This is a genomic window from Gracilibacillus oryzae (assembly GCF_009498735.1).
Taxonomy (GTDB): Bacteria; Bacillota; Bacilli; order Bacillales; family Amphibacillaceae; genus Gracilibacillus; species Gracilibacillus oryzae.
Genome location: NZ_ML762425.1, coordinates 169,795 through 193,628, shown reverse-complemented (window position 1 = coordinate 193,628; position 23,834 = coordinate 169,795). Strand labels below are relative to the sequence as shown.

Here is a 23,834-nt window from a genome sequence, read left to right as displayed (position 1 = left end):
TCACCTATCCTTATCTTTCTGTAAACTTACGAATGGATATTTCATCCATTTGCATCATTTCTTGTTTATTGATCCACTCCAAATGAGTTTGCTTTTTGCGATCAATTATTTTTTCCATTTTCTTCACTTCGATATATTTATCCGTTAATTTTTGCTGAACATGATCCATTTTGTCTCTGGCACTATTGACCCGTTTTTGCACATCAACAATGTTTGGTGTTAAGTAAGTTAAATAATTGTAATACCCTTTTACTGTTTCAATGTCACCGTTTTGTAAACATTCCTGATACTTGTTCTCCATTGCCTCTTTCTTTTTCAGAAGTTTATACAACTCTGTTGCCTCATGTTCGAATATCGTCTGAGCATCTTCATATTCCATTCTCACTTCATTTTTTTCATTTTCTCTTAATGTTCTTATCTTCTCGAAGCCGTGCCATTGTTTCATCATCTCAAGCTCCCATTAAGTAATCCTTGTAAAGCGTCTAAAGCCGCCTGCCTGTCTACATTCTCATTCATTCCTTGCCTTAGGAATCCAAGAATCTTCGGTTGTAATTGGATATCATTGTCAATATTCGGGTTAGTACCTTTTTTGTAGGCACCGATCTGTATTAATTCTTCATTTTCCTGATATGTCGCCAGAATGGTTCTTGCTTTTTGGATAACGCTCATGATAGAAGAATCAACAATTCCAGGCATTACACGACTAACCGATTGTAATACATTGATGGCCGGAAACTGGCCTTTTTCTGCTAATTTCCGATCTAGTATAAAGTGCCCATCTAAAATACCTCTTGTTGTATCTGCAATAGGCTCATTAAAATCATCTCCATCAACTAAAACGGTATAAAAAGCTGTAATAGAGCCTTTATTGCTTGTCCCAGTCCGCTCTAATAAAGATGGTAATAAGGCAAATACTGACGGTGTATAGCCTTTTGTTGTCGGAGGCTCGCCAATTGCTAAACCAATTTCTCTTTGTGCCATCGCCACCCTTGTTACAGAGTCCATCATCAAGTTAACTTGATAGCCTAAATCACGAAAATACTCACTGATAGCTGTTGCGGTGTAGGCCCCTTTTATTCGCATAAGTGCTGACTGATCAGATGTTGCAACAACAACAATCGACTTTTTTAAACCTTCTGGTCCGAGATCCTTCTCAACAAATTCTTTTACCTCTCGGCCACGTTCTCCAATTAAGGCAATTACATTCAGATCAGCTTCACTATTACGGGCAATCATTCCCATTAAAGTACTTTTGCCGACACCACTTCCTGCAAATATCCCAATTCTCTGTCCTCTTCCTACTGTGAGCAGTGTATCAATTGCTTTCACACCAACCGGGATTACAGAATTAATTCTTGGTCTTTCCAGCGGATTTGGCGGCTGTTGTTCTGTTGGATATTCTTTTAATCCTTTAGGTAATTTGGATCCATCAAGCAACTCACCGGTTGAATCTATTACTTTACCAATCAACGACCGGCCAACCTTAATGGAGAGTGACTTTTTGGTTGCCTCAACTAAACATCCTGATCCAATATTACTAACAGCAGAATATGGCATTAACAGGACCTTTTCTTCATAAAACCCAATAACTTCAGCCGTAATCTTCTGATTTTGAAGTTTTGTATGAATATAGCAGACTTCACCAATTCTTGCTTCTGGACCTCTTGCTTCAATTAACAGACCAACAACACGTTCTACTTTGCCGTACCTTTTATAAGAGTCAGTTTTTGTAACATGATCAAGTATTGTTTGAATTTCCACGACTGATCTCCTCCACTAACTCAAATAGTCTGTTTCGAACTTCTTCTAATTGGGTTTCAACAGATGCATCGATTTTCCCATAAGGTGTTTCAATAAATGCTTGTCCCTGCGCTAATCCACTGTCATTAAAAATCAGTAAATCTGCCTGATTATAAGTAATCGTTTGTAACTCATCTTTATTATCAAGCAGGAGCTGATAATGATCTGGATGTACGTAGACTTTGATTTTCGGTTGCTCTTTTACTTGTTCAATTGCTTTCTTCACAAGATGATAGAAACTTTCCTTATTCTCATCTAACGTAATGTTTACGACTTTTTCAGCAACAGCCATTGCGATTTGAATAATCTGTTCATCCATTTGGGCCAATGTCTGATAATAATCTTGATTTGCAAGTTCTATTAGTCCATTTGCCTTATCAATTAATGACTGATATTGATTCAGACTATCTTGTTCACCTTGCTGAAATCCTTGCTGATAACCTTCTTGCTGTGCCTGTTGGACGTATTGGGCTCTTTCTCTCTCCCAATCTTCTTTTTGTTTTGCTATTTCTCTTCGTGTTTGTTCCAGTTTGTCTTGTGCTTCTTTTTCTAATGCTGCAATTTCTTCTCTCTTGCGTTGCAGTTCATTCTGCTCTTGTACAGATTCGTTGTTAGCTTCAGTATTGTTACTGTATATAATCGGTTTGATCTGTATTTTCTTTCTAGGTAATGAGAGTTTGTCTTGATTAGACAATAATATCATCCCCTCCACCTCTTGCAAGGACGATTTCACCAATTTCTTCCAATCTTCTTACAACAGACACAATTCTGGATTGTGCTTCCTCTACATCACGCAATCTTACAGGACCCATGAATTCCATCTCTTCTTTAAACGTTTCTGCCATTCTTTGAGACATATTATTAAATATGATTTCCTGAACTTCATCACTTGCCACTTTTAATGCAAGGCGAAGGTCATCATTTTCTACTTCACGAATAACGCGTTGAATTGCACGGTTATCCAATGTAACAATATCTTCGAACACAAACATTCTTTTTCTAATCTCTTCCGCAAGCTCAGGATCATCAATTTCTAATGCATCCAGAATTGTTCTCTCCGTGCTTCTGTCAACACCATTTAATACATCAACAACTGCCTGTATACCACCAGTCTGGGTATAATCCTGTGTTACAGTTGTTGATAATTTCCGTTCGAGAATCTGTTCTACTTCTGCAATAATCTCTGGTGAAGTGGAATCCATAACCGCAATACGTTTAGCAATATCCGCTTGCAGTTCCTGTGGTAACTCTGAGAGAATCTGTGCTGCCTGTTCTGAATCTAAATAAGAGAGAACAAGCGCGATCGTTTGCGGGTGTTCGTTCTGAATAAAATTTATAATCTGTGACGGGTCGGCTTTCCGAGCAAAATCGAAAGGCTTTACTTGTAGAGAAGAAGTTAATCTTCCTAAAATATCATTGGCTTTGTCAGCACCAAGTGCTTTCTCCAGTACCGTTTTTGCATAGCCGATTCCACCCTGTGTTATATAATCCTGCGCCATCGCTATCTCTTGAAATTCACCTAGTATGGAATCTTTTTGATCCGAATCTATTTTTTTCACAGAAGAGATCTCCAATGTTAATTTCTCAATTTCTTCTGGAGTTAAATGTTTATAAACTTGTGCGGATACATCTGGCCCTAAAGAGATTAATAAAATAGCTGCTTTCTGTCTTCCTGTTAATGTTTGTTTTTGTCTTGCCATATCCATTAACCTCCTTTAATCTTCTGAAATCCATGTACGTAAAAGTTTCGCAAAATCTTCCGGTTTTTCTTGCGCATATTTTTCTAACTGTTTTCTTCGTTTAGTTGAATCTGTCTCTTCATTCATTGCTAAAGGAGGTACCTCTTCTTGAATTATCTGTTCTTCTACAATTTCTTCTATTTCCTCTTCTTTCGACCGTCTTCTTATTAACAGGAAAATTAATAAAATAATAATTGCAAGTAAAATTCCGCCAACAATATAAGCATACATAGGAATAGTTGGAACTGTTTGATCGTCCGTACCAAGATCTGCACCATTGAAAGGCTGGAAGACAATGGATACATTCTCTTCTACCGCCACTTCACCATAGGATTCATCAACAGAAGTTGTAATAATGGAATCCAGGATTGATGCCACACTTTCCTCAACAGCTGCCTGCTCTGCTGCTGTAAGCTGTTCTATTTCACCATTTTGACCAGTCCTGTTATTATCAATCGCTACTTGGATACCTAAGTCTCTTATTTTATATGGACTTTCAACAATATCCTTTTGAATTCGATTAAATTCATTATTGACTGATTCTTTGACCATTTCATAATCACCGACATTTCCATCCAAGCCGGCCGGATAATTTGTTACTTCACCTTCTTCTGTTCCAACTGCTCCATCTTCAGGTTGCGCACCTGTAAATGACTCTGTAATTGTTTCAATACTAACAGGTAAAGTATCTGTATCTTCATTAACGGGTTCTACGATTTGCTCTACTCTTGTTTCCTGAGTAAAATCAATATCTGCAGTTGCTGAAATGGCAACTTTGTTCATTCCGATCATCATACCTAACATTCTTTGAACTCTACGTTCAATGTCCTGTTCTATATCACTCTTAATTTGCTGCTGATCGACATATGTGTTTCCTGTCGAAAGATTATTTTCATTATTTAGATCAAAATATTCAAGATTTTGATTCATTAAGACGATATTATCAGTAGGTAGATTTGGCACAGATTTTGATACAAGATGATATAGTGCATTAATCTGACCTGGATCGAATTGGTATCCAGGTTGTGTTTGCATAATAATCGATGCTGTCGATTCCTGAGTTTGTTCACTTACGAAGACAGGATCCTTTGGAATGTTTAAGCTTACTTCAGCTGATTCAATCCCATCAACTTGTGAAATTAATGAGGCAAGCTCTGTCTGCATAGCATCAAGCTTCATTACATTGAATTCATTATCTGTAACACCCCATGAACTGTTCTCGGCGAAAAAGGAATAATCGATACTTCCACTATCAGGTATTCCCTGGGCTGCTAAATCTACCAATAATGTTTGTGCCTCTGCTTCTGGGACTTCAATCGTTGTCCCTGCATTTGATATTTCATAAGGTACCGCTCTAGCGTCTAACTCCTCTTTAATTTGCCCCACTTCCTGCAGTGATAAATCACTGTAAAGTGGCGTCATATTCTTGTTTCCAGCAAATAAACCTGTTACTATAACAGCGATAAAGATGACAGCTAAACCACCAAACAATGAACCCTTTTGCCATTTTGACATGGAGTTATATTTTTCTTTTACTTTACTAATGTATTGTTTGAATTTGTCGTTCATTTTTTGCCCCCAAAACTAGTTACTTCTGTCACCTTATTTTTATACCTGCATTCGCATGACTTCGTTGTATGCATCAATAACTTTCTTCTGCACTTCTACACCTGTTTGCAACATGATACTAGATTTTTGAGCGGTTATCATTACATCATGTAAATCGTCTATTTGCCCGCTTGCTAAAGCTTTCGTTTTTTGATCAGAAGCCTGCTGGGCATTGTTTAATTGCTCAATAGCGTTTTTTAAGTTTGTTGCGAATTGCTGCTGTGCCTGTCCAACTGTATGATTACTTTCCTGTAATTGATTTGTTCTTGTTATATGTGCAGTGTTCAGAAAATTGTTTACTATCACTTCCTGTTCCTCCAATACATAAAAATTTATTTACCAATCTCTAATGCTTTCATCAGCATCGACTTTGATGCATTGATTGCTGTAACATTCGCTTCATAAGATCTTGTGGCACTCATCAGATCAACCATTTCCTTTAAAGGATCAACATTAGGCATTTCGACATATCCAGCTTCAGTGGCATCTGGATGGTTTGGATTAAAAACTAATTTGAACGGCTCCGTTTCATCTTCCTCAATTCTCGTTACTCTAACTCCACTGCCTGTTGTACCATTTTGTGAAGCTGTTCTTTGCAGAATGGAAGAAAACCTTTCGTCCTTTGCCTGGAATACCGTCATTTTTCTTCGATATGGTTCATACTCCCCATTTTCATTAATCGTTGCACGAGTTGTATCTACATTTGCAATATTAGAAGAGATTGTGTCCATGCGTAATCTTTGAGCAGTTAATCCACTTGAGCTGATGTTCATTGAGTTAAAAATAGACATAATTAATTTCCTCCTCTAATTACGGTTTTTAAACTATTAAACTTGCCATTTAACCTATCAACAACTGCTTGATAATAGATTTGGTTTTTGGCAAGTTCAGACATTTCTTTATCAATATCGACATTATTCCCATTGTGATTATATGTAGTAGAGTTGTTTGTAACAATATTGTAATTTTTAGTGTTATCATTTCCAAATACAATGTGCCGTTCATTTGTTCTTTTCGCCTGAAAGTTGTGACCCAGTTCTTCATTTAATATCTCCTTAAACACAACATTTTTCGCTTTATAATTGGGTGTGTCCACGTTTGCTATGTTATTGGCGATCGTTTGATTTTTAGTAGAAGAATAATGAATAGATTGTTCCAACGCCTGGATAGTATTACTAAAAAACATACTTTTTACCTCCATTTTTACAAAAACCGTCATAAAATTCATACTCACATCGAATATTGTAAATCAATTACTAATTTGTGTCTATGACTATTTGTCATATTTCAACAAAATTACACAAAAAAATGTCGATTGATTCTTTTAGCCTATACCCATAAATGTATTTTTATGTAAAAAGTGAGTCGAAAGTTCTATTTAGGCAAAATAAAAGAAACATGCTGAAAATTAGCATGCTTCTTATTACTTATCCCTGTATTTGATTTAATTCTTTTAAAAATTTATCATGGAGGATTTTAATATATGTTCCTTTCATTCCCACTGATCGTGATTCAATTACACCGGCGCTTTCTAATTTGCGAAGTGCATTCACAATGACTGAGCGGGTAATACCGACTCGGTCAGCAACCTTGCTTGCTACAAGTAAACCTTCTTTTCCGCCAAGCTCTTTAAAAATATGAGCAATTGCTTCCAATTCACTGTAGGATAATGAATTGATAGCCATCTGAACAACCGCTTTTCGTCTTGCTTCTAACTCAATTTCACCTGTTTTCTCATGAAGAATTTCCATTCCAACTACTGTTGCCCCGTACTCTCCCAGCACTAAATCATCATCTTCAAAACTTTCTGAGAATCTGCTTAAGATTAGTGTTCCTAACCGTTGACCACCACCGATGATTGGGACTATTGTTGTTAAACCTGATTGAAATAATTCCTTATTTTCAACAGGAAAAGCAGTATATTCACTGTTAATATCAAGGTTTGTAGTTGTCATTGTAATATTAAACAAATTCTCGGTATATTCAGCCGGAAAGCGCCTTTCTTCTAACATCTTTTTCATCCTGTCATTTTCAATTTGCTGGTTAATAGCAAATCCAAGCAGCTTGCCTTTTCTGCTTACAATGAAAACATTTGCTTCGATAACGTCCCGTAACGTTTTTGACATATCGGTAAAATTCACAGACTTTCCTTTTGCTTTCTGCAGCATTGCATTAATCTCCCTCGTTTTTTCAAGGAGTCTCATATTAATCACCAACCTTTATAAAATAAACTGACTTAAATCTTTATTTTTCGCAATGGATTTTAGCTTTTCATTCACATAATTTTCGGTAATCGGGATGTTTCCAACCCCAATTTCTGATGCTTCGAATGATAATTCTTCTAACAATTTTTCTAATATGGTATGAAGCCTTCTTGCACCTATATTATCAGTGTCCTGATTTACTTCAAATGCTATCTCGGCAATTCTTCTGATTGCTTTCTGATCAAATTCAATGGTAATTCCTTCTGTTTCTATTAAAGCTTTGTACTGTTTTAACAAAGCATTTGACGGTTCTGCTAGTATCCGTTCAAAATCGGAAACACTCAGCTTTTCAAACTCTACTCGAATTGGAAATCTTCCCTGTAACTCCGGAATAAGGTCCGAAGGCTTTGCCATATGAAAGGCCCCGGCTGCTATAAATAACATATGATCTGTTTTCACTGGTCCATATTTCGTTACAATAGAGGAGCCCTCCACAATTGGCAGAATATCGCGTTGTACTCCTTCACGAGAAACCGCTGCCCCATTTTCCTGTTTTACGGCAACCTTGTCGATTTCATCAATGAAAATTATACCTGTTTGTTCTGCCCTCTCCACAGCTTTTTGTGTTACAAAATCCATATCTATTAGTTTTTGTGCTTCCTGCTGTGTTAATATTTTTCTCGCTTCTGAAACTTTCATTTTTCTTTTTTTCTTTTTCTTAGGAAACATATTGCCCAGTGCATCTTGCATATTCATTCCCATTTGTTCCATACCGGAACCTTGCAGCATATCGAACATGGAAGAACTTTTTTCCTCTACTTCGATGGTAACTATATTATCTTCAAGTTCCCCCATGTCTAATAATTTCTTCTTTTGAGATCGTCTCATTTTGATATCTTCTGAATCGTCTTCCTCCGTTTCTTCATCAGAAGTGTTTTGCTGATTGGTATTTAAGAACATCTCAAATGGATTTTTGGTTTGTGACTGTTTTTTCTTTGTTGGTACTAGAAGTTGAACCAACCGTTTATTAGCAGCTTCCTCTGCCTTTTCCTTCACTTTTTCCATCTCTTCTTCTTTCATTAAACGTACAGCTGTCTCAACCAGATCCCGAACCATTGATTCTACATCTCTTCCCACATAGCCGACTTCTGTATATTTGGTTGCTTCTACCTTTATAAATGGAGCACCAACCAGCTTCGCAAGTCTTCTGGCAATTTCCGTTTTCCCCACACCTGTCGGGCCGATCATTAAAATATTCTTTGGTACTATTTCCTCCCTTAAACTTTCGTCCAATTGCATTCTTCTGAATCTATTTCTTAAGGCAACAGCTACAGCTTTTTTTGCTTGTTGTTGACCGATTATGTATTGATCTAACTTCTCAACAATTTGTCTGGGTGTTAGATTGATCGACATAAAAATCCCTCCACTTTCTTATAACTCTTCTAAAATCAACTGGTTGTTTGTAAATACACAAATTTCGCCAGCTATTTCCAGTGATGCTTTTGCAATTTCTTTAGCAGATAAATTAGCTGCATTTCTCTTTAAAGCCCTTCCAGCACTTAACGCAAAGTTACCACCTGAACCAATTGCTAAAATGCCGTCATCTGGTTCAATTACCTCACCTGTTCCTGACACTAGAAGTAATTCTTCTTTATTCATCACAATTAACATCGCTTCTAGCTTCCTCAAATATTTATCGTTTCGCCAATCTTTCGCTAATTCAACTGCAGCACGAGACAGTTTCCCGTCATAACTCTCTAATTTTGCCTCAAAGCTTTCAAACAATGTGAATGCATCAGCAACAGATCCGGCAAACCCAGCTAATACTTGATCTTTATATATTCTTCTTACTTTTTTCGCTGAATGTTTCATGATCACTTGATTTCCTAATGTTACTTGACCATCCCCGCACATTGCTGATTGACCATTATGCTGGATAGCAAATATTGTTGTTGCATGGAATTGTCCCATTCTTCATTCCTCCTCATTTATTTGCTCGTGGATGAGCATTTTTATAAACATGACTAAGCCGGTCTTTTGTCACATGTGTATATATTTGTGTCGATGATAATTGGGAGTGGCCGAGCAATTCCTGAACTGCTCTTAAGTCTGCCCCATTATTCAAAAGGTGTGTTGCAAATGTGTGCCTTAATTTGTGAGGATGTAAATCAATTGTTAACCCTGCATTCTGAACTAATTTATTTAAAACCACTCGTATTCCTCTTGCTGTTAGCGGGTTTCCTTTTGCATTGAGAAACAAATAATTTTGAGGATTGCTATGTCTCCCTATCAACTGGGTTCTCCCATATGTTATGTAATCATTTAGCGAATCTTTAGCAAATGTTCCAAATGGGACGTATCTTTCCTTGCTCCCCTTGCCAAGAACTAATACTGTATGCAGATCCAGATCAACATCTTCTATCTTTAATTGTACACATTCACTGACTCTTATGCCTGTTGCATACAGTAACTCTAGTATCGCCAGATTCCTTTTCCCTAAAGGTGTTTCTAATTCATTGGCCGCTAACAATTTTTCCATTTCTTCATCAAAAAGGAACTGCGGGATCGGATAACTTTGCTTTGGCAATGAGATCTGCGTAAAAGGGTTGCTGGTTACTACCGCTTCTCGGACTAATATTTTATAAAAACTTCTTAATGCTGAAATATGTCTGCTTACAGACCGTTTTGTCAATCCTTGAGCATATAATATTGTTAGATAATTTCTAACAGTAATATAATTCACATTATTCAGCTTATTAATATTCTCATTGTTTACATATAATAAAAAGTGCTCGATATCTTTTTGATAAATCTCGATTGTTTTAATAGCAGCATTTCGTTCAATTTTTAAATAATCTAAAAACAGAAGCCATTCCTTGTTAAATTGTTGCATTGCTACGCACCTCTAAATGCTTAAAAATACTATCACATTAACTCTTTAAGATCAAATTATTTCATTGATTTGTCGGAATTTTCATAATTATCACATTACTTATTGATACCCATCTTCTTCCTATTATAAACCCACGCTTCTCTGCATGATGATAAAGAGCTTGTTAACCGTGTTGGATAACAAGCTCATGATGATTTGGATCAGCTTTGCTCTTTTTCTTTGTAATCACAGGAAGGGCATTGTACTTGTACTGTTTTCTTTGTTTTTTTCTCAACTAACATGGTATCACATTTTGGACAGTTCCTGCCGACAGGTTTATCCCAGGAAATAAATTCACATTCAGGATAATTATCGCAACCATAAAAAACACGTTTTCTTTTTGTCTTTCGTTCCACAATGTTTCCATCTTTACATTCAGGACATTTTACGCCGATTTCCTTCAGAATAGGTTTTGTGTTTCTGCAGTCAGGGAAATTGGAGCATGCAAGGAACTTTCCATACCGCCCCATCTTGTATACCATCTCATGTCCGCATTTTTCACAATCAATACCTGCTGGTTCATCTTTTATCTCTACTTTTTCCATTTCTTTTTCCGCAATTTCTAATCTTTTATCAAACCCTTGATAAAACTGGTCTATAATAGAAACCCACTCTGTTTTGCCATCTTCAATTGCATCTAAATCGCCTTCCATTTTAACAGTAAAGGCTAAATCAATTATTTCAGGGAAAAACTCTTCAATTAATTTAATCACAATTTCCCCTAATTCAGTTGGTACGAACCGTCTGTTATCTAATGCAACATAGCCGCGCCGCTGTATTGTATCCAAAGTAGGCGCATATGTTGATGGTCTGCCGATACCTTGTTCTTCCATCGTCTTTACTAATCGTGCTTCCGTGTAGCGAGGAGGCGGTTGTGTAAAGTGCTGGTTTGGCTGAATTTTTTCTGCTTTCGCTATTTCTCCTTCTGTTAATTCCGGCAGCCATTTATCTTCTTTTTTCTCTTGGTCGTCACTGCCTTCTGTATAAACTCGCATAAATCCTTTAAATTTAATTTTTGATCCGTTTGCTCTGAATTCGACTCCTTGATTCATTAAATGAACAGTCATTGTGTCCATTACTGCAGATGCCATCTGACTTGCAATAAAACGGTCCCAAATAAGCTTATAAAGTCTTAACTGATCTCGTGATAGTACAGACTTCAAGGATTGTGGGTCTCTTACTGCATTTGTAGGACGGATTGCCTCGTGAGCATCTTGAGCACCTTCACTTTTCTTTGCTTGTTTGTTTATACCAAGATACTCTTTCCCGAAATTCTGTTCGATATACTCTTTTGCCTGACCTTGAGCTGTTGCAGAAACTCTGGTTGAGTCTGTACGCATATATGTTATTAAACCAGTAATTCCACCTTCTCTTTTTCCCAGATCAATTCCTTCATATAATTGCTGGGCTACCATCATGGTTTTTCTTGCTCTGAAATTCAGCTTCCTTGCAGCTTCCTGTTGAAGTGAAGAAGTCGTGAAAGGCGGAGAAGGATTTCGTTTGCGTTCTTTTTTATTCACTTTTTCAATGTTAAACTGATTGCCTTTCAGTTTGGATAATATCTGATCCACATCTTCTTTTGATTTGAGCGCTCTTTTTTTGCCATCCACACCATAAAAATTACCTTCAAAAGTTTGACTGTCTTTTGTAAAGTTAGAAGTAATACTCCAATATTCTTCAGGTTTGAAGTTTTTAATCTCATTCTCCCTGTCCATGATCATTTTCACAGCGACTGATTGAACCCGGCCTGCGCTTAACCCTTTTTTCACTTTTTGCCATAGTAATGGGCTTATATTGTAGCCGACAAGTCTGTCCAGGATCCTTCTGGCTTGTTGGGCATCAACTAAATCCATATTAATTTTGCGAGGGTGTTTGAATGAATCCTTAACGGCATCTTTTGTGATTTCATTAAATACCACTCGACATTCTGAATCTAAATCTATGTTTAAGCTATGCGCTAAATGCCATGCTATTGCTTCTCCTTCACGATCGGGATCGGCTGCAAGATATATTTTATCGGCTTTTTTAGCTGCTGTCTTCAAATCTTTTAATACAGGTCCTTTTCCACGAATCGTAATATATTTTGGCTCGAAGTGATTGGTAACATCGACACCCATTTGACTTTTTGGCAAATCACGAACATGTCCCATAGATGCTCTAACTTTAAATTTTTTCCCTAAATATCTTTCAATTGTTTTTGCTTTAGCAGGTGATTCGACGATAACTAGATATTGTGCCATAATAAAACCCTCCCAAGAGGCCGCTCTCTTCTATAAATTGATATATACCTAAAATATTTGAACTGCTAATCATTTATACTGTATTCCATAATTCTATTGATAAATCTTCCCTATTATGAAATACTTTTATATTATTTGTCAAACAAATTAATAGATAGTCACCAAATATTTCTATTTTCTAATAATGATTTATCCTCTGTCATGCCATTCTTTTGTGATGTCTTCACTTGTCTGGACTAATCTTGCACCATCTTGTATCAGCTGATGACAACCTTCACTGGTTTTACTCAAGATTGATCCTGGTACAGCAAATACTTCTTTCCCTTGCTCTAAGGCCTGATCTACAGTAATTAACGAGCCGCTTTTGGTTTTCGCTTCAACCACAAGTGTTCCAAATGTTAAACCACTAATAATTCGATTTCTTTCAGGAAAGTGGAATTTTTGAGGGGTAATATGTGGAGGATATTCGGAGATCACTAAACCATGACGAATAATTTCCTTGAACAATGGAAGATGTCTTCTGGGATAAATATGCTCAAATCCACTTCCTAAAACTGCTATAGTTGGAGCATTATTGGCCAAAGCTAATTCGTGTGCAAATCCATCTACACCAACTGCCATACCACTGACTATAAGCCAGTTATCTTTTAATATGGGACTTAAAAGACGGTTCATGACGGTTTTTGCATGTTCAGAGGGATACCTTGTCCCTACTACACTTATATTGGGTGTGTGGGATAATAGAGAACTATTTCCTACCATATATAACACGAAAGGTGGATCTGGAATATTTCTGAGTTGCTCTGGATACTCCGGATCAAAGATAGTGACAATCTTATATTTACTTGCTTGCTTGACAATTTTACGCTGTAATTCTTTATCTGCTAACATGCTTTTAATCATCTGTGCACGTTCTAACTTGATATCAAATGATAACATCCAATCATCATTTGTCCATTGATAAACAGAGTTTAATTCGGGATCTTTGTGTAACACTTTCCATAATAGCTTTCTTGAGATACTGTCAATTTGCTGCAAATGGACTAATCTCCAACTTATTTGTTCCACCGCTTCCCATCCTTTTTATATGGAAGAGATAAGCTTTCGCTTACCTCTTCCAATTAGTTTAATGTGTTTTACACTTTTCAATAAGGCCTTTTTCTTCTAAGACACTAATGACTGTTTCGCCCATTACAGATGGGGTTTCTGCAACTTTTATTCCGCAATTATTCATGACTTTTATCTTTTCTTCTGCTGTACCTTTCCCACCAGAAATAATGGCACCAGCATGACCCATACGCTTCCCTGGAGGCGCTGTACGACCACCGATAAAGCCAATAACCGGTTTTGTCATATTAGCTTTTACCCATTCTGCAGCTTCTTCTTCTGCTGTACCACCTATTTCACCGATCATCATGACTGCTTCGGTTTCAGGGTCTTCATTGAATGCTTTTAACACATCGATAAAATCAGTGCCATTAACAGGGTCCCCGCCTATACCTACAGCAGTAGATTGCCCGAAACCTGCTTCCGATAATTGATGTACCGCTTCATAAGTAAGTGTACCGGAACGTGAAACAACACCAATGTGACCTTTTTTATGAATATACCCTGGCATAATACCTATTTTACATTCCTCAGGTGTGATTACTCCAGGACAATTTGGTCCTACTAATCTAGTATTCTTACCTTCCATATAACGTTTTACTTTTACCATATCCATTACCGGGATATGTTCTGTAATGCAAATTACCAGATCAAGCTCTGCATCTACCGCTTCTATAATCGCATCAGCTGCGAATGGAGCTGGTACGTAAATAACAGAAGCGTTAGCACCAGTATTTTCTACTGCTTCCTGTACTGTATTGAATACAGGTATACCTTCAACTTCGGTACCACCCTTTTTAGGGGTAACACCACCAACAATTTTCGTACCATACTCTACCATTTGTTTTGTATGAAATAGTGCTGTAGAACCTGTTATTCCTTGGACAAGCACCTTCGTATCTTGGTTAATAAATACACTCATGTAACGGATCCTCCCTTTTCCTGATTTAGGTAAATTCAGCTTAATTATGCTTCATTTACTAGTGCGACAATCTGTTCAGCACCATCTGCCATAGACTCAGCTGGTGTAATATTCAATCCAGAGTCAGCTAGAATCTTCTTCCCTGCATCAACATTTGTACCTTCAAGGCGTACTACTAATGGTATAGTTAAGCCAACCTCTTTCGTTGCTTGAACAACACCTTCTGCAATAACATCACATTTCATAATTCCACCAAAAATGTTGACAAAAATACCTTTGACATTCTTATCTGACAGAATAATTTTGAAGGCTTCCGTGACCTTCTCAGCTGTCGCACCGCCCCCTACATCCAGGAAGTTAGCAGGATCACCATTATAATGTTTAATAATATCCATTGTTGCCATGGCCAGACCTGCACCATTTACCATACAGCCGATGTTTCCATCAAGTGCAATATAGCTTAAATCATATTTCGATGCTTCAATTTCTTTTTCATCTTCTTCTTCCAGATCGCGATATTCTACAATATCTTTTTGACGGAATAATGCGTTATCATCAAAGTTAAGCTTGGCATCAAGTGCTAACACTTCACCATCTCCAGTTGTTACTAATGGATTAATTTCTGCGATAGAGCAATCTTTTTCGACAAAAACCTGGTATAACCCCATCATGAATTTAACCGCTTTCGACAAATATTCTTCTGGAATATTAATGTTAAAAGCCAGTCTTCTTGCTTGATATGGCAGTAACCCTGTAATAGGGTCTATTACTTCTTTAAAAATCTTTTCTGGTGTTTCAGCAGCAACTTCTTCTATTTCTGTGCCGCCTTCTTCTGAAGCCATCATTGTCACTCGGGAAGTAGCGCGGTCCAATACCAGACCAATATAATATTCCTGTTTAATGTCACAGCCTTCTTCAATTAGTAAACGCTTTACTTCTTTCCCCTCTGGACCTGTTTGATGTGTTACAAGCGTTTTACCTAGAATCTCATCTGCATATGTACGGACTTCCTCGATATTTTTAGCTATTTTCACACCGCCTGCTTTACCTCTTCCCCCAGCGTGAATCTGAGCTTTTACGACAGAAATATCTGTGCCGAGTTCCTCTGATGCTTTAACAGCTTCTTCGACTGTAAAAGCAACTTTACCATTCGGAACAGCAACACCGTACTTGCGCAAAATCTCTTTGCCTTGATACTCGTGAATATTCATCTTTCATCCTCCCATCAATTAATTACTGCAATCTCATTGTATAAAAAAAGGGGAGTCATTGTCCACAAAAATAATTTCATTAATCAGACATTTTTCTATCCAACACATCCTTCTTTCCTTTTATTGTCATTAGATACAGGAATTATTATAGACCAAAATTTTAAAAAAGCTCTCCTTTTTATAAGGAAAGCTCTGATCACAAAGAATATTATTTAATTTTTTTATCTATCTGATAAATATAGGCAAATACTTCTGCAACTACCTGGTATAGTTCTTCAGGAATTGTCTGATTAATTTCTAATTCAGATAATAATGTGACTAAAGACGGGTCTGATTGGATTGGAACATTACTTTCCATAGCTTTTTTTACTATATTTTCTGCTACATTCCCTTTTCCAATAGCAGTTACTTTCGGCGCTTCACTGTCTTGTTCATATTTTAAAGCAACTGCCTTTTTTCGATAAGATTCTTCATTTTTCATATGCGGAAATCTATCCCTTCTGCCGTTCGCTTCTCATAAGGATTTGTTTGGATTGCGTTTGATTTTCCTCCATTTATATCTTTTAGTTTTTTCCACGAGATAGAGGTTAACTGGTAATTCACTTCTGCTAGCTTTTCTTTAAACAGTGGTTTAAATAATGATAAAACAGGCTTTACTTCTTCTTGATCGTTATATACTGCAAGGTGGACAACTCTCTTTTGAATCGACATGGCAATTATTGTTTCACCAATATTATTTAAGTTCAGATGAAAGAGTACTCGACAGAAATCTGGGTCTATTTCCTTAGCGCCTTCCTTTTTTTTCCCTTCAAACTGAATTCGGATATCTTCGGCTAAATTAAATTTATGACCAGGGACCTGCAAATTGATCTGGGTTAAGGACTGATCTTGATTCAGCATTTGCAGCTGCATGCCTGTCAGAGTCTGAAGCAGCCGCATCATTCTATCTCCTGCCAATTCCGGAGCCTGACTTTGAGAAGATAAAAGCAGCAGTTGTTTTAACGAAAAAGAGTCTTGTTCGGCTGACCCTTGCAATAATTGCACTTCATCTTGTATGCCGCTCGTATTGATGAATTGTTTGATTAATGTTAAGAAGTGATCTCTCACAGATTGTGGCTGATCTGGTATTATCTGATCTGTTTTTAATATAAATTCTCTTGCAATATTTAATTCAGACGGTGACAATATGTTTAATTTAATCTTTTTTAGGATTTCTCCAATTTGCTGATTTTGTGAAGAAGTCGAATCAGAATTTTGGATCCATCTTTGAAGAACCTCCAGATCCGCTTTTGTCATACTGTTTACTGATTTTGTTACTATCTCACTATGGGCTAATATATTCTTTATTTCCTGCATTCCTTGATTCAAAGGAGCGGGATTATTCAGCTTTCTAATCATCATGTCTAAATTCTTGATTTCATTTTGGTTAAACGTTATTTGTTTTTGCAACATTTCTTTCACATTTGTCTGTAAATGGGACTGTAATACTTGACTCGTAAATTGCTGAATATATGCTTTGTTTACAGGTGTCAAAAGATTAGCAGATTCCCAATTTGTTTTCATTAAAATGTTCGCAACCTGGCGACTGTTATTCTTTAATGTTTGTGAATTCTGCATAGAATTTTGCAGTAATTCAGCATCATTTTGTGAAAAGAGTGGCAATAATTGCTGGATAACTGGTCTCGCTTGCTGGATAATTTGGTTTTGTAATAGTTGTTGATTATTCGTCTCAATTGCTGTATTTAGCTGCATATTTGCAGTTTGACTGTGTGTCATTTGCTGGACTAATGTCTGGAATTTGGATAGCGGCATTTCTGAATGTATATTTCCTGTCCGTTGCAGCATTTGAAAAAGAATTCTGCTGTTTTCACTAGTTAATAAAGGAACAGGTCCATTATTTGCCGAAACACCAAGAAATTGATTGAGATGACTAATCAGCATTTGCGAAATTGGTGTTTTCGTACTATTTGATGACTGATTAATGAAAGTAAGCAGTTGGCTCATCAAATTTTTCATGTCATTGCCGACATTTTGCTTTGCTATACCTTGTAATGCCTGGAAAACTTGTTCAGTAAGCGGGAACTTTTTCTCTGCCATTGCCACTAACAGTTCCCGATTCAATGGATTACTGCCGAACTTTTCTAATAATTGAGTAATTAACTTGGCATCATTTCTTGAAAATGGAATATTTTTAGATATCAGCTCTGAAAACAACTGCTGATTATTCTTCGTTGAAGAAATGCCTAACTGTTCCAGCAGCCTGTCTAGTGACTGACTTGACTCTATAGCAGCATTACTGACCTTTTTTAGATGAAGAGTATTTGTATTGGAAACAACCCGGAAGATATAACCCTGCTTGGCTGATAAAGCTGTTTCCAGCTGTGCCACCACTTGCATACCACCTATCTGAATTTTTGCTTTTTGATTTGGATATAACTCGATCACTTTGCCAGCTATCATTTGACCACTTCGCAAATTCATATTGGAGGAAGTCTTTGCAGATACAGCTGCCTTGGCATTATTTGAGATGGTATGCATATTCATCGTTTTACCTCCATTAAATGATGTTCTTTAAAAAACTCTTTCTATGTATATCTGTTATGCCAAATCGATTAATGGCTTCAAGATGATCTTTTGTTCCATATCCACTATTTTTCTCAAAATGAAAGTGTGGGTACTGTTCGTGATACTGGACCATCATTCTATCTCTTGTTACTTTCGCAATAATACTAGCTGCTGCAATGGAAATACTCTTCTGATCACCTTTAATGATAGAATCAGTTGTAAATGGCAAGTTTTCTAATTCCATTGCATCAATTAATGCATGATCAATATTTAGCGGTAATTTTTCCAGTGCCATTTTCATCGCTTTCTTTGTTGCCTGGTAAATATTTAATTGATCGATTTCCACTGGTTCTATTATTCCTGTTTGATAGGCTAAAGCATTCTCTGTAATATAATGATAATACCTCTCACGTGTTTGCTTAGTTAATTTTTTTGAATCATCTATACCTAACAGATAAAAATCAGCAGGAAGCACTACTGCTGCAGCAACTACTGGTCCGGCAAGAGGGCCTCTCCCTACTTCGTCTACACCGGCAATAAACTGTTTTCCACTCTCCCAATTTTCCCTCTCAAATCTGGACATAGTAATAAATTGTTGATTTAGCTCCTGTTTTAATTTGGCTTGTTTATCATAATATTGAATTAGCTTTTGTACACCTTTTCTTTTATCATTCTGAAGTACTATTTTTATTTCATCAGTCCATTCAGATGATTCAATATAACTTTGTATTTGTTTAATTGTCCATGTTGAATCCATCTTTTATACCTCATTTCTTACTATATCGTCCACTTTTAATAAAAATAAAGACATTCTTTAAATCGGAATGTCTTTATTCGATCATATTCGGCTGCTCTAAGGATATTGGTCCAAGCTTACTGTTTCTCAGGTCTTGTACAATAATCTCAGCTGTTTTGTCATAGTTTACTTTCCCGCCCGATTCCAGGCAGCCTCTCTTCCGGCCAATCGTTTCAAAAATTTCTGTCATATCCTCCATATCGTCATCTATTTGGTAACGTTCCATTAATAAGGATGGATAGTGTTCTTTTAGATAATTGATAATAAATGCTGCAATATCGTCCATTGCCAACAATTGATCTTTTATTGTTCCAATCGCCGCTAAACGCAGACCAGTGATTTCTTCTTCAAACTTCGGCCACAGTATTCCTGGGGTATCTAAAAGCTCAAAGTCTTTTTTAACTTTAATCCATTGCTGACTTTTTGTTACACCAGGTCTGTCACCTGTTTTTGCGATCTTTTTGTTTGCCAGCCGATTGATCAGTGTTGATTTACCTACATTCGGAATTCCTACAATCATTGCTCTTGCAGGTCTTGGTCTAATACCTTTTCTTTTTAGGCGCTCCATTTTTTCTTCTGCTAAATCTTTCGCAGTTTGAATAACTTTTTGGATATCTTTACGATTGTTTACATCAATCGCTATAGATATAGTATTCTGATCTTCGAAGAATGCCAACCATTCATCCGTTATTTTCTTATCAGCTAAATCATCTTTCATTAAGATAATCATTTTTGATTTATTATTTAATAACTGCTGAAGTAATGGATTTTGTGATGAGTAAGGTGCTCTGGCGTCAACCAGTTCGATTACAAAATCAACTAATTTCAACTTCTCTTGTACTTCTCGTTTCGCCTTTGCCATATGGCCAGGAAACCATTGAATTACCAAAATACTTCACCTCCTGTTTTAATCTACGATGCCTATATTTGTAACAGGCCAATAAGATAATCTAGCAATACCAACAATCTGCTCCAATGGGATAAATCCCAAATGTCTGCTGTCAGTAGAATTTTTTCGATTATCACCAAGTACAAAAACATGTCCATCCGGAACTGTTATAGAGCCACCCGGGATATCTTCAAGCGTAAAATCGGTTGTGTATGTTGCATTAGGATCAAGCTTTTGTTTTGCTTCTTGAAGATAGGGCTCCTCAACCAGCTCTCCATTAACATATAATTGATCATCCCGATATTCGATATTATCACCTGGGAGTCCGATTACACGTTTTATGTAGTCTTTTTTCTCTGTTGCATGAAAAGTAACTACATCAAATCTTTCCGGGTCTTTAAAAACTAAACTTATTTTATCAACAATTAAACGATCATTATTTTCTAATGTTGGTAACATAGATGGTCCTTCTACAACAATTGGTACTGCAATAAACATTCTTATTAGAACAATTACAATTACTGTTATAATAATGGTTTTCAGCCAGTCGATCCAATCGCTTTTCTTTGCTGACATATCGAGAATTCCTTCCTTCTGCTAACAAATTGCTTTATTCATCATTCAAATTATCATTAATTATATAGCAGAAAAAGGAGCCTGACAATGCAAGCTCCTTTTACAGTACTCATTAGCGAATTTCTTTAATACGAGCAGCTTTACCACGTAAGTTACGTAGGTAATAAAGCTTCGCACGACGAACTTTACCACGACGAGCTACTTCGATCTTATCAAGACGTGGTGAATGCACAGGGAATGTACGTTCAACCCCTACACCGTAAGAAATTTTACGAACAGTAAATGTTTCACTGATTCCACCATTTTGACGTTTAATAACAACGCCTTCGAATACCTGGATACGTTCACGGTTACCTTCGACAACCTTCACGTGTACTTTTACAGTATCACCAGGACGGAATTCAGGAAGATCTGTACGCAATTGTTCTTTTGTAATTTCTTCGATTAATTTTTGCATTCTTAATGCACTCCTTCCAAACCAATGTTCTTAACGAAAAACCGACAGCGGAACACCGTTAATAACCTTAAGTATACACTTAAGCACAACTATCAATATACCATATACTTTAACATATTTCAACTAGAACTTTCATTATTTCCCCATTCTTTTAACCATTCTTCTTCTTCGTTTGAAAGTTCGAGATTATCTATTAAATCAGGTCTTCGTGAGAACGTTCTTTTTAAAGATTCTTTCTTACGCCATTGATCAATATGCGCATGATTGCCTGATAATAATACATCAGGAACTTTTAAACCGCGAAACTCTGCTGGCCTTGTATAATGCGGGTGTTCCAGTAATCCTGTTGAGAAAGAGTCCTGAATGGCTGAATCATCATTCCCAAGAACACCGGGAATTAGTCTTACTACACTATCGATAACTACCATTGCTCCTAATTCGCCACCAGTGAGAACATAATCACCAATTGATATTTCGTCTGTTACCAGGTTTGTACGTATTCTTTCATCATAACCTTCATAATGTCCGCAAATAAAAATCAAATGTTCCTCACGTGATAATTCCTCCGCCTTCTGCTGGGTTAATGTTTCTCCTTGTGGACACATTAAAATAATTCTCGGCTTTTTATTTTCTTTTGTTTCAATAGTATCTACTGCATCAAAAATGGGTTGAGGCTTTAAAACCATTCCTGCTCCGCCACCGTATGGATAATCGTCCACTTTATTATGTTTATTGTCGGCAAAGTCACGGAAATTAATAAAATTATAGGAAAAATAGTTATTCTCATTCGCTTTTTTTAAAATAGAGGATTGAAAAACCCCTTCAAACATTTCGGGAAACAATGATAAAATATCAATTCTCATTACTCTAATAACCCTTCCATTGGTTCAATAATAATTTTCTTTTCCGATATATTTACTTCTTTCACAATAGATTCGATATACGGAATCAGAATATCTTTTCCATTTTCCGGTTTGATAACCCATACGTCATTGGCAGCTGGTGATAAAATTTCTTTCACACTGCCAACATATTCTTCCTCCATAGTGTATACATCACAACCAATAATTTCAAAGTAATAAAATTCATTTTCTTCTAATTCCTCTAACTGGTCTTTCGCGATCACTAGCAGAGATCCTTTATACTTTTCGACATCATTAATATTATTGAATCCTTTCAGATGTAAAAGGTCAAATTGTTTATGCTGTCTATGACCATCAACCTCTACTTCCATTAATTTATTTGTTCCGTTTTGCTTAATATACAGCGTTGTGCCTATTTCGAAACGATTTTCAAAATCTGTAATCCGGACAACTTTAATTTCACCTTTTATACCATGAGTATTGACAATTTTACCAACTTTTAAATATTGATTTTCCATCTAGTATCACCTGAATCTATGTAATTTTTGTAATAATTCCATCTTTTATGAGAATAGATTTTTGATCTATGATTTCATTCCAATCCATTCCTTCTTCTATCTCGATCATTGCATCTACTTCTCCATCACTTATTTCACTGCCAATTGGTAAGATTTCCAGTTGTTCTAATTTATATTTATACCATTTTATGTGATCTTTCCGATTAGACATTTCCTTTTGAAATTTCAAAGCGATATCTGCCTTATTCTTTGAGGAGCGTTGTTCCAGTTTTTTTTGTTCGAATATTAATTGCTGACATTCTTGCTCTAATTTAAATATTTTTAATTCATATTCTTCTTTTAGGTTCATTTTTGTCTGATCTGTCACAACTTGTTTTACTGCAACTTTACGGATGATTTTCATATCATACAGCCTTTCCATATTAATAGCAAGTCACTAAAAGAATAGCAAAAGTTTGCCAAAAGATAAAGACAGAATTCAAAATTATATATAATATGTTGCTGTAAAGGCCGTACTCCAGTTGAAGAGGCTGATACGTATGTGCTGATATGCAGAAAAAAGAGAAGGTTTCCCTTCTCTTTTTTCTACATAATATCCAAATAAATTTTTTTATTTGTTTTCATTCCCGCAGCATAAACAACTGTTCGAATTGATTTTGCAATTCGGCCATTTTTGCCGATCACTTTGCCGACATCGTCTGGATGAACTTCAAGATGATAAACAATCTTGTTTGGTTCCTCCCTTTCCGTAACAGCAATTGAATCAGGGTGATCGACTAATGGTTCAATAATTGTTTGAATTAGGGCCTTCATGGAATCACACTACTTTATTGGTTTTTTGAGTCGTGAAATTGTTTCATGATGCCTTCTTTTGAGAATAAGTTACGTACCGTATCGCTTGGTTTCGCACCTTTTGTCATCCAATCAAGTGCTTTTTCTGTATCAATTTTCACTTCAACCGGGCTAGCTACCGGATTATATGTTCCAACTTGTTCGATAATACGTCCATCACGTGGTGAACGAGAATCCGCAACAACGATACGATAGAAAGGATTTCTTTTAGAACCCATACGTTTTAGGCGAATTTTTACTGCCATTGTTTCCACCTCCAAATTAATGTTTCACACAAGATAGAATTGTATCAGATTTATTTCTGTGTGTAAAGTGTTTTTACATTACATATAAAAATTTCTTTTGAAAAACCGAGCAAATCACCGTTCCAAATCCATAATAAGATCTTTTATAAACATTCATATTACCAAAAATTGACTAATTTTGAGAGTGCCAGAAGCCGTTCGGGTAAATATCAGCTCTTTATCTTTAAAGTGCTGATATATTAGTCTAGGATTATTCAGCGTATCTCCATTAAGAGAAGGTAATGGAAGAGAATCCAAGAAATATGCGCAA

The 23,834-nt window shown here is 36.4% G+C and carries 27 protein-coding genes; all 27 read right to left on the bottom strand.

What is annotated here, in order from left to right:
• Positions 1-10 precede the first annotated feature (10 nt).
• The 27 genes from fliJ to rpsP all read right to left on the bottom strand — a co-directional run bounded on the left by fliJ (position 11) and on the right by rpsP (position 23,524).
• Positions 11-445, bottom strand: a complete 435-nt coding sequence (gene fliJ, locus F9U64_RS03695) for a flagellar export protein FliJ (protein WP_194287273.1) — start codon at positions 443-445, stop codon at positions 11-13.
• Positions 445-1,761: a flagellar protein export ATPase FliI gene (gene fliI / locus F9U64_RS03690; protein ID WP_153401667.1), complete on the bottom strand. Its 1,317-nt coding sequence runs from the start codon at positions 1,759-1,761 to the stop codon at positions 445-447. The genes fliJ and fliI overlap by 1 nt, the downstream gene beginning before the upstream one ends.
• On the bottom strand, positions 1,739-2,494 hold the full coding sequence (gene fliH, locus F9U64_RS03685; protein WP_194287272.1) for a flagellar assembly protein FliH: 756 nt from the start codon (positions 2,492-2,494) through the stop codon (positions 1,739-1,741). The genes fliI and fliH overlap by 23 nt, the downstream gene beginning before the upstream one ends.
• Positions 2,487-3,500 carry a flagellar motor switch protein FliG gene (gene fliG, locus F9U64_RS03680; RefSeq protein WP_153401665.1) on the bottom strand — a complete coding sequence of 338 codons (1,014 nt, stop codon included), beginning with the start codon at positions 3,498-3,500 and terminating at the stop codon, positions 2,487-2,489. The genes fliH and fliG overlap by 8 nt, the downstream gene beginning before the upstream one ends.
• 15 nt (positions 3,501-3,515) lie before the next feature.
• The gene (gene fliF / locus F9U64_RS03675; RefSeq protein WP_153401664.1) at positions 3,516-5,108 is read right to left on the bottom strand and encodes a flagellar basal-body MS-ring/collar protein FliF; all 1,593 of its coding nucleotides are present in this window, start codon (positions 5,106-5,108) and stop codon (positions 3,516-3,518) included.
• 39 nt (positions 5,109-5,147) lie between these two features.
• A complete protein-coding gene (fliE, locus tag F9U64_RS03670) occupies positions 5,148-5,435 on the bottom strand; it encodes a flagellar hook-basal body complex protein FliE (RefSeq protein ID WP_194287287.1) in 288 nt (95 codons plus the stop codon).
• A 44-nt stretch (positions 5,436-5,479) separates the two neighbouring features.
• Positions 5,480-5,938 (bottom strand): flagellar basal body rod protein FlgC, encoded by a 459-nt coding sequence (gene flgC, locus F9U64_RS03665; RefSeq protein ID WP_153401662.1) that lies wholly within the window; start codon positions 5,936-5,938, stop codon positions 5,480-5,482.
• Between the two features lie 2 nt (positions 5,939-5,940).
• A complete protein-coding gene (gene flgB, locus F9U64_RS03660; protein ID WP_228275577.1) occupies positions 5,941-6,333 on the bottom strand; it encodes a flagellar basal body rod protein FlgB in 393 nt (130 codons plus the stop codon).
• Between the two features lie 241 nt (positions 6,334-6,574).
• The gene (gene codY, locus F9U64_RS03655) at positions 6,575-7,351 is read right to left on the bottom strand and encodes a GTP-sensing pleiotropic transcriptional regulator CodY (protein ID WP_153401660.1); all 777 of its coding nucleotides are present in this window, start codon (positions 7,349-7,351) and stop codon (positions 6,575-6,577) included.
• A 15-nt stretch (positions 7,352-7,366) separates the two neighbouring features.
• Positions 7,367-8,764, bottom strand: a complete 1,398-nt coding sequence (hslU, locus tag F9U64_RS03650; RefSeq protein ID WP_153401659.1) for an HslU--HslV peptidase ATPase subunit — start codon at positions 8,762-8,764, stop codon at positions 7,367-7,369.
• A gap of 18 nt (positions 8,765-8,782) precedes the next feature.
• Positions 8,783-9,322, bottom strand: a complete 540-nt coding sequence (gene hslV, locus F9U64_RS03645) for an ATP-dependent protease subunit HslV (protein ID WP_153401658.1) — start codon at positions 9,320-9,322, stop codon at positions 8,783-8,785.
• A 13-nt stretch (positions 9,323-9,335) separates the two neighbouring features.
• Positions 9,336-10,244, bottom strand: a complete 909-nt coding sequence (xerC, locus tag F9U64_RS03640; protein ID WP_153401657.1) for a tyrosine recombinase XerC — start codon at positions 10,242-10,244, stop codon at positions 9,336-9,338.
• A 200-nt stretch (positions 10,245-10,444) separates the two neighbouring features.
• Positions 10,445-12,523 carry a type I DNA topoisomerase gene (topA, locus tag F9U64_RS03635; RefSeq protein WP_153401656.1) on the bottom strand — a complete coding sequence of 693 codons (2,079 nt, stop codon included), beginning with the start codon at positions 12,521-12,523 and terminating at the stop codon, positions 10,445-10,447.
• Positions 12,524-12,712: 189 nt separating this feature from the next.
• Positions 12,713-13,591 (bottom strand): DNA-processing protein DprA, encoded by an 879-nt coding sequence (gene dprA, locus F9U64_RS03630; protein ID WP_153401655.1) that lies wholly within the window; start codon positions 13,589-13,591, stop codon positions 12,713-12,715.
• A gap of 58 nt (positions 13,592-13,649) precedes the next feature.
• Complete coding sequence (gene sucD / locus F9U64_RS03625; protein WP_153401654.1) at positions 13,650-14,552, bottom strand: succinate--CoA ligase subunit alpha; 903 nt, start codon at positions 14,550-14,552, stop codon at positions 13,650-13,652.
• Between the two features lie 44 nt (positions 14,553-14,596).
• A complete protein-coding gene (gene sucC, locus F9U64_RS03620) occupies positions 14,597-15,763 on the bottom strand; it encodes an ADP-forming succinate--CoA ligase subunit beta (RefSeq protein WP_153401653.1) in 1,167 nt (388 codons plus the stop codon).
• 208 nt (positions 15,764-15,971) lie between these two features.
• Positions 15,972-16,244: an EscU/YscU/HrcU family type III secretion system export apparatus switch protein gene (locus F9U64_RS03615; RefSeq protein WP_153401652.1), complete on the bottom strand. Its 273-nt coding sequence runs from the start codon at positions 16,242-16,244 to the stop codon at positions 15,972-15,974.
• Complete coding sequence (locus tag F9U64_RS03610; RefSeq protein ID WP_153401651.1) at positions 16,241-18,307, bottom strand: hypothetical protein; 2,067 nt, start codon at positions 18,305-18,307, stop codon at positions 16,241-16,243. The genes F9U64_RS03615 and F9U64_RS03610 overlap by 4 nt, the downstream gene beginning before the upstream one ends.
• Before the next feature lie 13 nt (positions 18,308-18,320).
• Positions 18,321-19,085, bottom strand: a complete 765-nt coding sequence (locus F9U64_RS03605; RefSeq protein WP_153401650.1) for a ribonuclease HII — start codon at positions 19,083-19,085, stop codon at positions 18,321-18,323.
• 73 nt (positions 19,086-19,158) lie between these two features.
• Positions 19,159-20,013, bottom strand: a complete 855-nt coding sequence (ylqF, locus tag F9U64_RS03600; protein WP_153401649.1) for a ribosome biogenesis GTPase YlqF — start codon at positions 20,011-20,013, stop codon at positions 19,159-19,161.
• An 18-nt stretch (positions 20,014-20,031) separates the two neighbouring features.
• Positions 20,032-20,589 carry a signal peptidase I gene (gene lepB, locus F9U64_RS03595; protein WP_153401648.1) on the bottom strand — a complete coding sequence of 186 codons (558 nt, stop codon included), beginning with the start codon at positions 20,587-20,589 and terminating at the stop codon, positions 20,032-20,034.
• Positions 20,590-20,701: 112 nt separating this feature from the next.
• Positions 20,702-21,046, bottom strand: a complete 345-nt coding sequence (gene rplS / locus F9U64_RS03590) for a 50S ribosomal protein L19 (RefSeq protein WP_153401647.1) — start codon at positions 21,044-21,046, stop codon at positions 20,702-20,704.
• A gap of 119 nt (positions 21,047-21,165) precedes the next feature.
• A complete protein-coding gene (trmD, locus tag F9U64_RS03585) occupies positions 21,166-21,909 on the bottom strand; it encodes a tRNA (guanosine(37)-N1)-methyltransferase TrmD (protein ID WP_153401646.1) in 744 nt (247 codons plus the stop codon).
• On the bottom strand, positions 21,909-22,427 hold the full coding sequence (rimM, locus tag F9U64_RS03580; protein WP_153401645.1) for a ribosome maturation factor RimM: 519 nt from the start codon (positions 22,425-22,427) through the stop codon (positions 21,909-21,911). Before rimM ends, trmD begins: the two co-directional genes overlap by 1 nt.
• Positions 22,428-22,443: 16 nt before the next feature.
• Entirely contained in the window at positions 22,444-22,830 is a 387-nt protein-coding gene (locus tag F9U64_RS03575; RefSeq protein WP_153401644.1) for a YlqD family protein, read from the bottom strand.
• Positions 22,831-23,012: 182 nt separating this feature from the next.
• Positions 23,013-23,240 carry a KH domain-containing protein gene (locus F9U64_RS03570; RefSeq protein ID WP_153401643.1) on the bottom strand — a complete coding sequence of 76 codons (228 nt, stop codon included), beginning with the start codon at positions 23,238-23,240 and terminating at the stop codon, positions 23,013-23,015.
• Between the two features lie 14 nt (positions 23,241-23,254).
• Complete coding sequence (gene rpsP / locus F9U64_RS03565; protein ID WP_153401642.1) at positions 23,255-23,524, bottom strand: 30S ribosomal protein S16; 270 nt, start codon at positions 23,522-23,524, stop codon at positions 23,255-23,257.
• Positions 23,525-23,834 lie beyond the last annotated feature (310 nt).

Coding starts and splice junctions, on each gene's coding strand:
- flgC (WP_153401662.1), bottom strand. CDS start 5,938: ATGTCTATTTTTAACTCAATGAACATCAGCTCAAGTGGATTAACTGCT.
- rplS (WP_153401647.1), bottom strand. CDS start 21,046: ATGCAAAAATTAATCGAAGAAATTACAAAAGAACAATTGCGTACAGAT.
- xerC (WP_153401657.1), bottom strand. CDS start 10,244: ATGCAACAATTTAACAAGGAATGGCTTCTGTTTTTAGATTATTTAAAA.
- fliJ (WP_194287273.1), bottom strand. CDS start 445: ATGAAACAATGGCACGGCTTCGAGAAGATAAGAACATTAAGAGAAAAT.
- rimM (WP_153401645.1), bottom strand. CDS start 22,427: ATGGAAAATCAATATTTAAAAGTTGGTAAAATTGTCAATACTCATGGT.
- F9U64_RS03610 (WP_153401651.1), bottom strand. CDS start 18,307: ATGAATATGCATACCATCTCAAATAATGCCAAGGCAGCTGTATCTGCA.
- topA (WP_153401656.1), bottom strand. CDS start 12,523: ATGGCACAATATCTAGTTATCGTCGAATCACCTGCTAAAGCAAAAACA.
- hslV (WP_153401658.1), bottom strand. CDS start 9,322: ATGGGACAATTCCATGCAACAACAATATTTGCTATCCAGCATAATGGT.
- F9U64_RS03615 (WP_153401652.1), bottom strand. CDS start 16,244: ATGAAAAATGAAGAATCTTATCGAAAAAAGGCAGTTGCTTTAAAATAT.
- codY (WP_153401660.1), bottom strand. CDS start 7,351: ATGAGACTCCTTGAAAAAACGAGGGAGATTAATGCAATGCTGCAGAAA.
- lepB (WP_153401648.1), bottom strand. CDS start 20,589: ATGTCAGCAAAGAAAAGCGATTGGATCGACTGGCTGAAAACCATTATT.
- hslU (WP_153401659.1), bottom strand. CDS start 8,764: ATGTCGATCAATCTAACACCCAGACAAATTGTTGAGAAGTTAGATCAA.
- flgB (WP_228275577.1), bottom strand. CDS start 6,333: ATGTTTTTTAGTAATACTATCCAGGCGTTGGAACAATCTATTCATTAT.
- fliG (WP_153401665.1), bottom strand. CDS start 3,500: ATGGCAAGACAAAAACAAACATTAACAGGAAGACAGAAAGCAGCTATT.
- fliF (WP_153401664.1), bottom strand. CDS start 5,108: ATGAACGACAAATTCAAACAATACATTAGTAAAGTAAAAGAAAAATAT.
- trmD (WP_153401646.1), bottom strand. CDS start 21,909: ATGAGAATTGATATTTTATCATTGTTTCCCGAAATGTTTGAAGGGGTT.
- sucC (WP_153401653.1), bottom strand. CDS start 15,763: ATGAATATTCACGAGTATCAAGGCAAAGAGATTTTGCGCAAGTACGGT.
- rpsP (WP_153401642.1), bottom strand. CDS start 23,524: ATGGCAGTAAAAATTCGCCTAAAACGTATGGGTTCTAAAAGAAATCCT.
- F9U64_RS03575 (WP_153401644.1), bottom strand. CDS start 22,830: ATGAAAATCATCCGTAAAGTTGCAGTAAAACAAGTTGTGACAGATCAG.
- F9U64_RS03605 (WP_153401650.1), bottom strand. CDS start 19,085: ATGGATTCAACATGGACAATTAAACAAATACAAAGTTATATTGAATCA.
- sucD (WP_153401654.1), bottom strand. CDS start 14,552: ATGAGTGTATTTATTAACCAAGATACGAAGGTGCTTGTCCAAGGAATA.
- F9U64_RS03570 (WP_153401643.1), bottom strand. CDS start 23,240: ATGAAGGCCCTAATTCAAACAATTATTGAACCATTAGTCGATCACCCT.